We start from the raw sequence: 16,104 nt of genomic DNA on the forward strand, positions 1-16,104 counted from the left end.
TGTTTTTATTGATATCATGTGAATACACAATAAAAACATAGAACTTCCATTTCAATACAAAGGCTGGGTAAAAAATGGATTTGAATATTCCTCCAGTGGAGGGGCGTATCGATGCAACAAGTAATTCGATATTGCCTATCACTATCGATGATTGGTTGACGAGGCTTTTGCATAGAAACGAGTTGTCATTACCAAGTGGGCAACCACTTTACCAATATCACGTTACAGAATCGGAATATATCGAGTTGCGCGGTATTCTAAGACGGATAGGTAAACCTCAATCAAGCAAAAATTGGTGCGCTGCTTTCTCAATTTTTTGTTCAGAATGGTATCGTCGCTTTTACATGGGGGGCTGGACTTGGTTTGGGATTTGGGAGTCATTAGGCTATGAACTCGATGCTAACAGTAGACAGAATGTCGTTGAGCGCGGGTTAAAAGCGTACTGGGGACGTCCTATTAGCCAATATCAAGACGAGAGAAACAGCTATCTTGGTTCTTTGTTTAAAGAGGGCGGTCTTCCTTATGGGCTCCTTGCCAGTGAGGGTAGCCGCTTTCAGGCAATATTCAAACGCATATTAAAGTCTTATGAAGATGCAAAAGACTTTGGATATTCGCCAGTAGAATTAGTGACCGAGTGTATGGACTCTTTACCCGAGGCATTTAAACAAGAGACCACAGTTAACTTAATTACTCGAATGACTGAGTTGTTATTGCGTCTAACTGAAGACTACGATTTGGATGAACAGAACAATCCAGCTGCATATCTGGATGATAACGCTGGCGGTTGGCGTGAACTGTTTCCTATCCCATTGGACGGCAATGCTGGTAACGAATTTTTGTCTGGTTTGCTTTCATCTGCATCACAACAACATCGAAATAAAAAACAAGCAGATAAGAGGATTACATGCCAGCAATGGCTCGCTAATACATCAGAATTCCAGTTTGTCACCCAGATCAAGCTCGCCAAAATAGTAGATATGCCTTTTAGGCGTGAAGATACGGTTACTAGTCGTGTAGAGCTATTTATTTATGAAGGTTGTACGCCAATTGCGGAAATCGGCGTTGGTCATATTCATAGTGATACTGGCAAGTGTAGCGTCGTTTTAAGGTCCACGTCTTGTCGTTTCAATCGAGTTGACCCAAAACAAACGCTGTACCTAATTGTACTTCAGGCAGGTAAGTTACTTCATAGAGAAGAAATATCTAATTCGGAAATAATGATTGGTGAGGTACCGGTAGTACTATGTTGCATCGATGAAAAAATGATGTTTGTTGGTACAGGTAGCATTAGTACTCGAGCGGAGTCGTTGACCGTGTTATGTCCACCAAATGCGGTACTAGATGAATCAGAAGCTAAAGATGCAAATATTAAGACAGACTATGGTTATACCGTAGGCACATTTAGCGGTACGTTGAAAGTCTCTGTGGATAATGGGCTTGAAATAGATCGTTACCTGATAAAGACCTCAGCGAACAACACTCAGTATGATGATGTCAGAATAGATGGAAAAATACTTCCGTTTAGTACCGAAAAAGGCCAGCCAGTTTATCTGGGGTTACCCAAAATTACTACGCAGGACATTTGCTCTCAGGTTGTAGTGGCAGGTGAGCCCGTGGGTGGGGGACATAAGGCAAGCATTTTTGGTTTACAAAGTATAAAAGTAAAGTCCACTAAAGGTCACACGCTTTTTCAAAAGAGATTAGCGATTTTGCCCAAGTCATTTGAGATCAGGTTAAGCTCTTCCGAAAACGCAGACAGAGGGAATATTGAACTCCATTGCATGAACCGATTTACCGTTAAGGTATTGAATGCTGCAGTTGATGTAGTCGCTCGTTCAACAGAGTATGGTAAATGCCTAGAGATCATATCAGCTTTAGGTATGCCTCCTCGTGAGCTTTTGTTAGAAATAACGACCAATTTAATGGCTGCTCCGGTTGTGGTAAGCGTGCCTTTTCCTTCAACGGGTGTTTTAGCTTACGACAAGGATAGCAATAAACTGCCCCAGTTACTGACAGTGGCGGACTTGCTGGGTAGTCGGCTTATGTTGTTTCCTAGGCTGGGTAAAAAACAGTGCAGCTATAAGATTGAACTTAGCTCTCCGAACAGTTCTCGACAGGCTTACTACTTATGGGAATATAAGGTTCAGGATCAGCCACTAGAAATCAGTTTGTATGAATTTAGACATAATGTACGAGAACTATTGGCTACAAATGGGAACCTGGATGATCTAGTCAGACTTGAGATAAGCGGGGCATGTAAGACTGTGCAATTTCAGATTGGACGCTATTCTTCTATGACTCAATTTGAAAACTCATGCATCAAGTTTGAAGGTGCGATTAAGGATTTTGGTAAGATTAAGCCAGTGCTAATTGATCTTACGAATCCAGCGGTTCACCCCAAACCATTGACCCAAAGAGAGTCTCAAGGTGTAGCTACTGGTATTTTTGAGCTTTCTTCGTCTCCTGAAAATCCATCTCTAATCGTACCATCACCTGATTCTGAAGTAGCATTTCGAGCTAGATTTGTTCCCGGAAGTAAAAATACTGAGAACCGAAACGATGTCCGAAGCTTACAGAAAGCCACAACAGTTTGTCATGTCAATCCTAATGCTATAGATGAAGTGTTGGGGCAAATGGTTGTGGATTTTGAGCATAGTGGCTGGACATTTCTTACTGACCTTGAAACAAGATTTGGCTATTTGCCGCTAGCAACGTTTGAAATCTGGAAGTCAGTAGTAAAAAGGCAGGACGTATTGGCAGCACTGGCATTTCGGTTTGACAACCCTATTCCTATGATGAGTAGGTTGCAGTCTGAGTTCAACGTAATGTGGGAGCTAATACCGATCATTGCTTGGAAGCGCGTTTCTCAAAATTTCATTCAAGGAATTCGTGATGACGGTTACCCAGAAAGGATTGTCACGAAGCTAATTAACCAGAAGCTAGACGATATATCGCAAATATGCCCTGTTTTCGAATCTGATTGCAGACATTTGGTTCTTGATAAAGCAATTATCCCTCAAGAGAATCTCAGAGGCGTACTACAGTACTTCTCGGCTCATTCAGTATCGGAAGTTAGAAGCTTACACACTAGTGACCGACGCTGGCCGACGATGTTTTCAAACGATATAGAAGAGTGGTGTCTCGACCATTACCAAGACCTTGTGACATTTTCTATCCCCGATGGTAAAGGTTTTCAAAAGGCGGTGTTGTACTTTCCATTGTATGCATCAGCTCTGGTTTTACAAAAAACAACGCTTTCCGAAATTGGTATTAGCGATGAGCCTGCGAATGAGTTTTTTCTTCGCCAGCTCATTGAGTTTGACCGTCAGTGGTTTGTTCCTATGTATAAATTATTACTTTGTATTATGGCTGGTGAGAGAAAATGAAAGGCTATTTTTCAACATTAAAACAACAAGCAAACAATCGTGCGAAAGAGTCAACATTGAGTGTTCTCGGTATCAGCAACCCCTCATTGCGTAACCACCTAAGCGAACGATTTGAAACAGTTGAGCCCTTTGTTCATGGCCCTGTTTTTGAGCAAACCTTTGCCTGGGAAGAAAGTAAAGTTCAAATGAGCGATCTGGTCTCAGAAGGACTGCTTTCAAAGGAGCTAGTAACAGCATTAGACGATGATATTAACGGAAGGTATGCATTTAAAGCTAAGTGGTCTCCATTCAAGCACCAGCTTGCGGCATGGCGAGACTTACTCAACCCAGAGCCTAAATCTAGAATTATTACCAGTGGTACAGGTTCGGGGAAAACCGAGTGTTTTATGGTTCCTGTCCTTGAAGACTTGGTGCGGGAAGTAAAAACCGAGGGGAAAGCACTAAAAGGCGTAAGAGCGCTATTCCTTTACCCTTTAAATGCATTAATCAATTCACAGAAAGAGCGTCTAAACGCTTGGACGCAACATTTTGAAGGTGATATCCGCTTTTGCTTGTTTAATGGCAATACTCCCAATGACCCAAGCGCTAGCCAGAGTCAAATACAGATCAAGCAGCCGCAAGAAGTGTTGTCACGTAATCTAATGCGCGATAACCCAGCTCCAATTTTGGTCACGAATGGAACAATGCTTGAGTATATGTTGGTGAGACAAGCTGATGCTCCTATTATCGAACAATCGAAAGGAAAATTAAGGTGGATTGTTTTAGATGAAGCGCATACTTACGTGGGTTCTCAAGCTGCTGAACTTGCGTTGCAACTTCGCAGGGTAATGCAGGCGTTTGAAGTAGAACCGGAAAATGTACGTTTTGTGGCTACATCGGCAACAATCGCTGGATCAGAGGCTGAATCACAACTTAGAACGTATTTAGCTGAGCTTGCTGGTGTAAGTGAGGCTCAAGTTGATGTTATTGGTGGTAAGCGAGCAGTACCGAAACTTCCTGATTACCCATTTAATAACAAAGATATCTCAGTCCTAGAGAGCATTGACCCTGACGGAGAGTTGCCTGAAAACAAAAAAGATGTCCAAGACCCTTATGTTTCGGCAAGTCGCTATCGAGCGTTATGTGAATCTGAAATTGCGAAAAGGATAAGATCTGCGTTTACGACCAACGACTCTAGTCCGCTACTCTTTTCTGAGTTAGCCAGTAGTTTAAGTCCAATCAATTTGACCGATAATGAATTGTATCGTTGGTTAGATATATGCACTGGAACGAAAGAGTCATACGATAGAAATGCACAACCCTTCCTTAAATTGAGAGCTCATTACTTTCAACGAACTTTAAACGGACTTTGGGCTTGTATTGACCCCAATTGCTCTGAAAAGTCAGGCACCCATCTCAATCGAGATTGGCAGTTTGGTCAGGTGCTTAGTGAGCAAAGACAGAAATGTGACTGTGGTGCGCCGGTACTAGAGCTGTCATTTTGTAGCGAGTGTAATGAACCGCACTTGTTAGGTGTAGATAAGAGCGGGGTACTTACTCAATGGACAGGTAAGGTAAGTGATGAGTTTTCTCTCTTAGAAGAGGGAGAAAAACACATAGATGAGGAAAGAACAGACCAATATAGCGCGCTTAAAGCTAGCGATAGTATGCTGGTTCTCTCAGCTACTGAAAACCAAGAAAATATGTTTTTTGAAACTATTTATGACCACGATGGCAAAGAAGCGAGTGTTAAGTCGGGCAGTATACGGTTAGCTAAATATCTCGATGACGGAGAGCAGTGTAGCAAATGTGGATTCTCAGGTAGAGGACAACATGCTAAAGCATTACGACGAGGCTTATTAGGAGCTCCATTTTATACAACAACCGCTGTACCAACCGTTTTGGAGTATTGCCCCGATATCGAAAAAGATAAAGACACTGGCTACGGACCATTAGATGCTCCAGGGCGAGGTCGTCGCCTTATTACTTTTACTGACAGCCGCCAGGGCACTGCGAAAATGTCAGTTCAAATGCAGCAGGAAGCGGAACGTTCTCGACTACGCGGTTTAGTTTTCAAGGAGTTAAGGAAGCACGTTGAAGAGGAACTTGCGATCGATGATGAGTTGTTAGATATCGTTCGTCCATATATCGAGGATTCAACGGTTGAGGATATCGAAGAATTTATCCTTATTGCAGGGAAGAGGAAACCACAAGTTGCTGAAGCGCTAATTCAATACCTTTCAGCACTCGAGAAAGGAGCGTCAAGGTATTCTCCAAAAGCGATTTCTTGGAAGGAATTAGCCGATAGAATTAGCATGGATAAGGATTTACAGAACTCAATTTTGACAGAGAATAAGAGACTGTCTCCTGAGGTGTTTGACGTAACCACTGGCTCTTTAAAGCTCGCTAACATGTTATTGACAAGAGAACTTGCTAGGAGACCGAAGTTTAAAAACAACCTTGAAACACAAGGATTGATAAGGTTTGTTTATCCAGAAGTTGAAAAACTAAGTAAAGCTCCGGAGCAATGGAAAGAGAAAGGTGGTTTGACTCTGTCTGACTGGAAAGACTACCTAAAAGTCTGCCTTGACTTCTTTGTTCGTGAAAATACATACGTGAACATAGATAGGGAGTGGGGACGTTGGATCGGGATGCACTTTGCACCGAAAACCCTCATAGCTCCAGATTCAAAAGAAGAAGAAGAGAGCCGCATTAAGAAGTGGCCTCAGATAAATAAAGGTAGAAAAATTCAACAAAGATTGATCACGCTGTTGCGTGTAGCAACGGGTATCGATATAGAAAAAACGGAAGGAGAGCAGTTAATTAACGGGTGGTTGCAGGATGCTTGGAAGACGTTAACCAAATTGCAAATTCTTAGAGATTCAACTTCAGACAAACAATATAGCCTTGATTTGAGAGAAGTTAGTTTTGCTTTGTTAACTGAAGGGTTTATTTGCCCAGTTACAAATAAGGTGTTGGATACAACCTTTAGAGGCTTAACACCATACATTCCAGCGAATGGTAACTATTCAGACTATCAGTGTACTCGCGTTAACCTTCCACCAATTTGGAAGTTTGAAGGTAGCGATCGAGGGTATGACGAGTCGCTCCAATCAATACGTGCTGATATTGAGGAATCGCAGGAAATTCGTTCACTTAGAGAGCAGAATGTATGGACGGATATCAACGATAGAACCGTGGAAGGTGGTTTTTATTACGCAACTGCTGAACATTCGGCGCAGCAATCGGCAGAGCGCTTGGCAGACTACGAAGAGAAGTTCAAGAGTGGTAGGAAGAACGTTCTCAACTGCTCAACAACTATGGAAATGGGGGTTGATATTGGTGGTATTACTGCTGTTGTAATGAATAATGTGCCACCGCATCCGGCTAACTTTCTTCAACGAGCGGGGCGTGCTGGCCGTTCAAAAGAGTCTAGAGCTCTCAGCTATACGATATGCAAGAATAATCCTCATGACACATTAGTCTTTAATAACCCTAAATGGGCATTCACCACATCCATCCCTGCACCGCATGTTGAATTTAGTTCTAAGAAACTTGTGCAGCGTCATGTGAACTCCTACTTATTAGGACGCTATCTGGTCGATGTTATAGGCCCAACAGATAAAGAGAAGATTAACCTGAATCTTGAATGGTTTTATCTACCTGACATTGGGGTTAAGTCAGTTGCGGAACGTTTTGCTCTTTGGGTTATGAGTCTTGAAAATTCATATCTTGATGGTGTCAAAAAGTTAGTTAAGGGGACTGCTCTGTCGGGAGTGTCGCCTGACATTTTAGTAAAGCAGACTGCTAAAAAAATTCTAGAACTCAGTGAAAAGTGGGTTGGGGAATATAAATATATTCAGACAGAGCTTAATGATACGGCTCCAAATGGCCCATATGCTCATAAGCTCGACAACGAGAAGTCTCGCTTATGTAGAGAGTATCTGCTAAGGGACTTGGCAACAAAAGCATTTCTACCCGGTTATGGCTTCCCTACCGATGTTGTAAGTATAGATACGGACAACGTAGCTGATTATATTCGTGAGAAAAAATTCAAAAAGAACAAGAATAAGCTTGAGCGTGAAGACAATGTGTCAATTAACCGTGGCCTCCCTTCTCGAAACTTGTCTGTAGCTATTCGGGAATATGCACCAGGTTCGGAAATCGTCATTGACGGTAGAGTTCATCGTTCTGCTGGAATTTCTTTGAATTGGCAAAATGTTCATGTTGAAGGCTCAAGAGATGTCCAGAAATTTGATCTTGCATGGCGTTGTCCTCACTGTGGTCAGACAGGGTATGAGTCTAATCTGAATAAACAAGTTAACCTCGAGTCATTAACGTGCAGTAATGTAATGTGTGGAAAAGTTATCCCTATAGATAATGAGTACAGGAAAAAAGTTATCCAACCCACTGGTTTTGTGACTGATTATTATATTGAGCCGACTAACAACATTGCGCATCAAACCTATGTTCCAGTGCAACCTGCTTGGGTAAGTGCTAAGGGGGGCCCTGTACCTTTACCTGTCTCTGAATTAGGTTATATGATTACTGATCATCAAGGTAAAGTGTTTCATTATAGCTCGGGAATGAGTGGGACTGGATTTGCACTGTGCATGGCTTGTGGGCGGGCTGAATCTATGACATCAACGGGAGAGCTACCAAAAGCGCTAAACCTTGAACGTACACATAAGCCACCGCGGCCAAGTAAGTTTGCCAAAGATGAAAATGATCGGCACGGGGATTGTGATGGCTCAGGAAGAGTACTAGAAAGCATTCATCTTGGAGTTCATTCACAAACTGATGTGTTCGAGTTAGTTTTAAAGCACCCTGACACTGGAGAATATATCCCTGATAGTGATGAAGGTAGGGTCATTGCAACATCACTTGTTGTAGCGTTACGAAAAGCACTGGTAAAGACTTTAGGCATCTCAGTCAATGAAGTTGAATACAGTGTACGCCCAGCGGTTGTTGGTGAAAGTCAGCATGCGATGGTTTTACAGTTGTTTGATAGTGTAAGTGGTGGAGCTGGTTTTGCTACATCCACATCACATCACATTACTCAAGTATTGCGTCAAATGTTACGAGAGCTTGAATGCCCCAAGGCTTGTGATGCATTTTGTCCGGATTGTTTACTAGAGTCGGATTCAAGACACGACACCGACAAATTAAACAGACAGATTGCGCTCAAATGGTTGGGCGATAATTTTACACACCATTTAAATTTACCATCGAAGTATCAACGATTGCTAACTGAAGCTGAATATTGCCCTTTGAGCATTAAGGAGCAGCTTACATCCGTGGTTGCTGGCCAGGTTAGCGAAGTGAAGTTTGTTTTATCAAGCAATATAGAACGTTGGGATACGTCAGTAAACTTGCTCAAATCTCGAGTTTACGAAATGTTGAGTAATAATATTGATGTGTCATTTGTTGTTCCAGACGTCGATTATCCAGACGACATAAAATTATTCTTGGAGAACATCAACAATATAGGCGCGTCACTATACCTTACCAAGGACGATACTGGTCTGATGGTATTTCAAGCGCAAACTGATGTCGGCTGTTTTTCTTTAGCTAACCTAGAGGATAGTGCGCGAATACCTGGTATTGAATGGCTAATGTCTGACGATATCTCTGTCATCTCAACTGTTGAACCGGAACTTTCGGTAATTCCATACACTATCGAAGTAGAACCAGAGAACTTGTCTCAAGTTGGGGCTATCCAGATAGAAGCTCTCAAAGAGCTGAATGGAACGCTGACTCAATTAGGTGGGCGATTTAAGCAACTGGTGTGTGATAGTGATAGCCGTGTGAAGGAACTGCTATCGAGTGATGTTATAAAAAATGTTCATTATTCAGACCGTTACTTGCAAAGCCCGTCAGCCGTAATGCTGGTATCTGAAGCAATAAAGGGCTTGGTTTGTGGACATCATGATTGTGAGGTGTTGGTAGATACCTGTTTTGATGAAAAGAACGGAAGACCGCCAGCATTTATCAGTCACGATTGGGACTACAAAGCAGACTTTAGACAGATTTTTCAGGCTTGGTTAGAGAATGCTACTGGTAGAACAACTAAGATAAATATCGTTGAGGGCAAAAAGACAATTCAACATAGAAGGGTATTAACCATTAGCTTTGAGTCAGGTAACACAGTTCAGATAACTTTAGACCAAGGCTTTGGGTACTGGTGGCTGGAGTTAATGCATGGCTTGCACCGATTCGACTTTGAAAGAGATTGTCTCGATCAAGTTAAAAGAATGCTCGAAGTGCAAAAAAAGGCAAGCGTTAATAACAGTGCAGATTGGCCAACGTTAATAACGACAAGCTTGCTTTAGTTTGAAACTTCATGGCAATGGCAACTCGCAAATAAGTGCTTCGATTTGGCAATATAGCTAGCGACTTGAAACCGCCATCCATAGGGTGGCGGTTTTTTATGCACCAATAAGCAATAGTAAAATAAATAACTAATGGTAATATTATTTACTTTATATTTTTATGGGTTAAAGGTTATATGCAATAAAAACAATGATTTAAATCTTGGCATGCTAGTTGATCAGTAACTCTTAACTTTCATAGAAAAAGGAAAAAGTTATGGGTTACGAAATTGATTTTTTAGGTGTTGGTGAAGAGTCTAAGAGTGGTGATGCGATCGCACTTCGCTACGGGAATCTACACGGTCCACGTGACGAGCAAACGGTGGTTGTGATTGATGGTGGCTTTCAAAGCACAAGTTCAAAGATTATTGATCACATCACCACTTGTTTTGGCACTTCTAAAGTGGACTTGGTCATTAATACTCATGCTGATCAAGACCACATTAACGGTTTGGAAATGGTCCTTAATGAACTCGAAGTACAAGAGCTTTGGATTCATCAGCCTTGGCTACACAACCAAGGGCTTGCTGATAAATTCAAAGATGGACGCGTAACGGACAGCAGCTTAGGGGAACGTTTTAAGCAAAACCTCGAAAAAGCATGGTCACTGGTTAGTTTGGCTGAATCGAAAGGGGTAAGTGTACGTGAACCTTTTACTGGTTTAACGGACACGGGCGGTGGTATTAAGGTTCTCGGCCCTTCTGTCGAATACTACGAATCCCTCATTCCTGACTTTGATGGCATGCCTGAAAAAGCCACTGCAACAAATGCTTTAGAAAGCTTTTTTGAAAAAACGGCTGCATCTATTCGTCGTTTCTTTGCCACTTGGGGTGAAGACCAGATTGATGATGAAGGGGTAACATCGGCAAAAAACAACTCGAGTGTGATCACCCAATTAGTCGTCGAAGGAAGACGCTCTGTTTTTACTGGGGACGCAGGCATTCAGGCTCTGGAACACGCGGCAGATCAAATAGATCAGTGTACAAGTGGAGCAGACCTTCGATTTATGCAGATCCCCCATCATGGAAGTAAGCGCAATATTGGGACGACCGTTCTAAATCGTTTAGTCGGGGAGCCTATTAGCCAAGGTGTTTCACGAAACATCACGGCAATTGCTTCTACGGCTAAAAATGGTGAACCTAAGCACCCACGGAAAGCTGTGATGAATGCTTTCACTCACCGAGGTGTTAACGCACTAGCGACGAGAGGTTCTGGAATTCGTCATCATTATAATGCGCCTGGGCGTGATGGGTGGAATAGTATGAACCCTGAGCCATATCACTTCGATTATGAAGAAGAGGTGGCATAATGATGGGGATCTCGATGAAAGCCAATAACATTGTCCCGCTCTCAGTATTGATGGTACTTCAGTTTGCAGTGGTATCACTCGTAAATCAAAGTGCTTTTGATATCAGTTATGTCGAGATGCTAAAAGACACGAGTGGTGCGATGTTAGCAATAGGTGCGGTTTCGGGGTGGCTTAGCCACCTCATGCCTCCTGACCTCAAGAACGTCTTGGTATTTTGGCGATGGAACAATGTGTTACCAGGGCATCGCTTTATTCAGTTATCAGAGAGAGACCGACGTATTGACACTGCACTCCTAAAGGCTCGCGTGTCCGAGTTTGAACTTTTGAAGCAAAATAATAGCGAGCAGAACAGTTATTGGTACAAAGAGTTTTATCGTCCATCCAATAAGCAGGACGAAGTGGCTTCAACTCACAGAGCTTACTTATTATACAGGGATGCAGCTGCTGTATCTTTTGTCAGTGCCTTTGCGCTGCTGGTCGCGAAGCAATTCTTGGGCGAGTATTTTTCAGAGGTAAGTTATCAGTCTTTGTGGGTATTTGCCTTGGCAATCATAGGTTTTTCAATCGCAGCAAAAAATGCGGGGAACAGGCTCGTAACAACGGCTGTAGCAATAAACTTAAGTGCTTAATAGATCGTTCAGATTTTAAATTTAACAAGGAAAGAGTTGGTTAGTAGTATGAATGTGAAAAGTAAAGAATATCAAACAAGCAAAGACAGCAAAAATATAAGAGTAGCCGCTCAGCCAGAAGTAAAAAAACGTATAACTCAACTATTGGAGCAGATCGGTGAAGGGTTACATGAGAGAGAGCATATTCTTTCTGTATCATTATTGAGCACGCTTAGTGGACAGAATACTTTCCTATTCGGTCCTCCGGGAACTGCCAAAAGCCTAATTTCCAGAAGGTTAGCATGTGCATTTGAGTCACCAAAGTATTATGAACATTTGATGAATCGGTTTACAACACCTGAAGAAGTATTTGGGCCTGTGTCAATTCAAGAACTCAAACAGGATAAGTATGTCCGTAAGACGGAAGGTTATCTTCCTGACGCAGAGTTTGCATTTCTTGATGAAATTTGGAAATCCAGCCCAGCGATTTTAAACACTCTGCTCACCTTAATTAATGAACATGTTTTCAAGAATGGCAGTGAAGTTATCAAGGCACCTATTCGTTCGGTTATTGGTGCCTCGAATGAAGTGCCTCAAGAAAACCAAGGGCTAGATGCTCTTTATGACCGATTTATTACTCGTTTAATGGTTCCGCCAATTGTACTTGAAGATAATTTTAATTTGTTGCTTAACGCGAAGCCTTCGACTAGTGAGCCTAATGTTGATGAGGAGCTTAGAGTATCTCTTTCAGAGCTTAGTCAGTGGAATGAAGCGATACATAACGTTGAGCTGAGTAAAGACACTTTGCTTGTTATCAAATATATACGTAATGAGATCAGTGAAAAAAATGAAGAGTTAGGTCTGTATGTTTCGGATCGACGTTGGCAGAAAGCTGCAATTTTGTTGAAAGCATCTGCGTTTTTCAACGAGCGTAATTATACAAACCTGACCGATACAATACTTCTAAAGCATTGTTTATGGACTTCTCCAGAAAACAGGGTTTGTACCGAAGAGATCGTGATGGACGCTATCGAGTCATGTGGAATTGCTGGTGATATCAATTTGGCTGCTCTTGATAATAGTAAAGATAGCTTAGAGAAAGAGATCACTAAGGAACTTTTCTATAAGGACGATGTATATGACGTAATTTCATTAGGTAATGAGGAATATTTTAAAGTAGTAGCAAAATTCAGAGAGCATAATTCATATTCTTATGGTAATCCGGAAATTAAGCAGAAAACGGTTCATATTCCTTTTAATAAATTCAAAAGTAATATTTCTTTTCATCCTGTCGACATATCGGGAAATGACATAAAAGAAGTTACATGTGAATTCGATGAGCAGGGATCTTGTACACTATCATATAGCAATAGACATTATGGAAATCGATATAACGACTTTGAATTCACCCCTTCTATTCTTTTCCACAAAGGAGATAAAAGAAGTGATGTAAATGAGAGGCTGATTAAATCTCTTTCAGGTTCAGTTGGTAATCTTAGAGGACAGCTAAAAAAAATTCTTAAAGAGACAGAAGATAAACTGCGTGTATATAAAGTGGAGCTGCATAGTCCGTTTACTACAAGCGCAGATACAGATGTCGCCTTGAAAGGTGTTCTTTCTCAAATAGATAAACTCAAAATACGAATTAAAGACTGTGAACGTCTGGAGGCTCTATGCCAGTAGAACTTATCCATAAGCAATCAGATAATCTGCTGAAAGAACTCACAAGTGAAAGAAGTGTATTGTTGGGTAATTTAGATGCGCTGTCATCTAAGGTAGAAGCCAAAGTTAGTGCTTGGAAAGTAGGTGTTGAACGGTCATTAGAAGTGGACAACCCTTTTTCCGATGATCAAGCGAATCTGAAAATATGGATGAATAATCACGATGTTAATGGATTACTAAAAAACTATATCTCATTTTGTCAGAAGGCTAAATATCACGTTGATTCTTCCTTTTGGCACAAAGAGTTGTTAGAGAAAAAGCCTAATGATACAGCTAGAAGTCTCCTGCTGTTAGATTGGCAGAAGAAGCTGGATAAATCTGTATCAGAGTGGTACTTCGAAACTCTGTCCAGAATGCGTGAAGAATTTTATAAACAGATTAGTGAATGGCTCAATTTGCTGGAAGAGTTGATGTACAGCTTGGAGAGTTTAGGTCTTGAGCCAGGAATGTACCTTGATTTATCTGATGCTGAATTAAAAAGTGGAAGTATAGAAGCACTAAAGAGATGGGCGGACTACCTCAAAAACGACAAAGGTGCCAAAAAGGTATCTGAGCTTTTAGGGAAAGTAAGACAAATTGAGTCATCAACTAAAATTGAAACAGTATTGAAGTCGGTAGCATTCAAACAACCAGTTGTTGATATCAATTCAAAGGAAGAGATTGTAGGTGTGGTTCAAGGGAAGGATATTGAGCATGCGCTACCCTCTGAATTGGCACTTCTTTCGGATCCTGAAACATCAGTTCTTTTTGACCTTAAATATCTGGAATCACGCCTATTGAGTTTTGAAATGCAGGGCATTACAGAAATAGATCAGGAGGAGAGTATCCCCGTAGATGAATCTGTTGAAGAGGATTCGAATTTAGGGCCTATGATTTTATGCATAGATACGAGTGGTTCAATGTACGGTGCACCTGAACACATAGCCAAAGCTATGGCCTTGTACTTGTCTACTGTCGCTAGAAAGCAGGACCGAAATTGTTATCTAATTAACTTCTCAACATCTATTGTGACTTTTGATTTGACGGGTAAAAAAGGGCTGGAATCTTTGATTAAGTTCTTGAGTTCCTCTTTTCATGGAGGAACAGATGTTGCTCCAGCACTCCGTCATGCGACTGAGCTAATGAAGAGGGAGTTTTATGAAAACGCAGATGTTTTGGTTATCTCTGATTTCATCATGGGTGAACTACCAAAAAACGTTATGAAGAGCATTGAAGAGAAGAGAGAAAAAGGGAACAAATTTAATTCACTAGTCATCGGTGATTGTTTTATGTACCAACGGTCTAAGACGCAGTTTGATTTGGAGTGGATATATAATCCACATACTAGCAGTATTCAGGAGCTAGTTAACTTCAAACAAAGCATGAGTTTAGTGTAGATTGAAATTTACCACTCCGAGGGTTGCTCAACAAAACTGATGTCTTGCTAGTGAGCGATGGTGAATTTCCAGTTCCCTCGGGATTAAATAGGAAAATTAGCAACCGAAGAGAGAAGCAGGGGCTACAGGTACACGGTATACAAATCGGTAATTCTCACTACACATCAATGAGCAAAATTTGTGACCCTATTCATTACTGTTCGGAGTGGGTTGATTTAAAGCGTTAGCCGCTCGTTGGTGGTGCCAATCTTCTTTCAGCGCGATTAGCAGCCAAAAGTCACTAGCTTATTGAAGTAACTCAACTTTATTGAACCTAGTTATCATTGATTTAATCCTAAATATGGTAAATTCCACTTTATGCATATAGTCATGATAACTAGGACAAGGGATGTCAGAAGCGAAAGCCAATTTTGAGTACGCGATCTCAGACGCAGAGCAATTATTAGAGTGTTACGATCAGTTAAACGGATGCAACTCCAATTCTCAACCTCCAGAGGTGCTCAAGAGAGCCACTTTGATTATGACTCTTACAGCTTGGGAAACCTATGTAGAAGACATAGCAAAAGAGCTTGTTGATGCGAAGTATGGAGTCGTTAAGGGGTCTCAACTTGGGCGAATAGTAGAAAATCGGCTTGAGGAGCACCTCAAGTACTTCAACAATCCAGGCTCCAAGAAAACGAAAGCGCTATTCGAAGAGTTTTTTGGTATTGATGTTACTGAAGCCTGGATCTGGGCTAACTACATAACCGCGGATGAGTCTCGAACACAGCTTAATAAGTGGCTAAAAAAACGAGGTGAGGCTGTTCATCGCGCTCAAATCGACAGAACCGAAGCTCATATCGTCAAACGCGAAGAGTTGGATAAATGTATCCGGTTTTTTAGAGAATTAGTTACTGTTACTGATACACGGTTGGCGTTGTTGTAAATTTGTTTACGGTATTCAGATTACGAAAATCGATCGTCAAAATTTGAGCTACTACAGCCAAAACTATCATTGAACAAATTAGAGTCATTGAAGCAATCGCTGGTGGTGTCATCGAATATTGATGAGGAAGTTAACGAATCTGATGAATTCGTACGCCATTGCGATGATTATGGCGTTAACAGACGAGCAGATGAACTCAGTGTTTTGGTCGTTATCTGGCATGATTACCTTGGCGACAGTTATTGATATGGTTTGGCCATCATTCAAACGTTACTTGAAGAATCGAAATTCCTAATAACTTGAAAGCTTGTCTTATGCTTAATTCATTGATTTAAATGCAATTATAGTCCTTTTTGATTTGTCTTCACAATAGTGGACCTCGCCTCCAAATTTTGATAATAAGTGCGGTATTTCCATTGTTTCAACCA

At 41.3% G+C, this 16,104-nt stretch carries 8 protein-coding genes; all 8 read left to right on the plus strand.

Annotated features, from left to right (window positions below):
- The first annotated feature begins 74 nt into the window (after positions 1 to 74).
- Positions 75 to 3,386: an STY4851/ECs_5259 family protein gene (locus tag R7O12_RS15975; RefSeq protein WP_069501043.1), complete on the plus strand. Its 3,312-nt coding sequence runs from the start codon at positions 75 to 77 to the stop codon at positions 3,384 to 3,386.
- Complete coding sequence (locus tag R7O12_RS15980; RefSeq protein WP_318126115.1) at positions 3,383 to 9,697, plus strand: DEAD/DEAH box helicase; 6,315 nt, start codon at positions 3,383 to 3,385, stop codon at positions 9,695 to 9,697. Before R7O12_RS15975 ends, R7O12_RS15980 begins: the two co-directional genes overlap by 4 nt.
- Before the next feature lie 256 nt (positions 9,698 to 9,953).
- A complete protein-coding gene (locus tag R7O12_RS15985; protein WP_069501041.1) occupies positions 9,954 to 11,045 on the plus strand; it encodes a ComEC/Rec2 family competence protein in 1,092 nt (363 codons plus the stop codon).
- A gap of 14 nt (positions 11,046 to 11,059) precedes the next feature.
- A complete protein-coding gene (locus tag R7O12_RS15990; protein ID WP_239073761.1) occupies positions 11,060 to 11,674 on the plus strand; it encodes a hypothetical protein in 615 nt (204 codons plus the stop codon).
- Between the two features lie 48 nt (positions 11,675 to 11,722).
- The gene (locus R7O12_RS15995) at positions 11,723 to 13,336 is read left to right on the plus strand and encodes an AAA family ATPase (RefSeq protein WP_180701475.1); all 1,614 of its coding nucleotides are present in this window, start codon (positions 11,723 to 11,725) and stop codon (positions 13,334 to 13,336) included.
- The gene (locus tag R7O12_RS16000; RefSeq protein WP_069501038.1) at positions 13,327 to 14,751 is read left to right on the plus strand and encodes a VWA domain-containing protein; all 1,425 of its coding nucleotides are present in this window, start codon (positions 13,327 to 13,329) and stop codon (positions 14,749 to 14,751) included. Before R7O12_RS15995 ends, R7O12_RS16000 begins: the two co-directional genes overlap by 10 nt.
- Positions 14,752 to 15,139: 388 nt before the next feature.
- On the plus strand, positions 15,140 to 15,676 hold the full coding sequence (locus R7O12_RS16005) for a HEPN domain-containing protein (RefSeq protein ID WP_069501037.1): 537 nt from the start codon (positions 15,140 to 15,142) through the stop codon (positions 15,674 to 15,676).
- A gap of 121 nt (positions 15,677 to 15,797) precedes the next feature.
- On the plus strand, positions 15,798 to 15,971 hold the full coding sequence (locus tag R7O12_RS16010; RefSeq protein ID WP_276439367.1) for a hypothetical protein: 174 nt from the start codon (positions 15,798 to 15,800) through the stop codon (positions 15,969 to 15,971).
- The last annotated feature ends 133 nt before the right edge of the window (positions 15,972 to 16,104 follow it).

It is taken from the genome of Vibrio sp. Vb1574 (assembly GCF_033338675.1).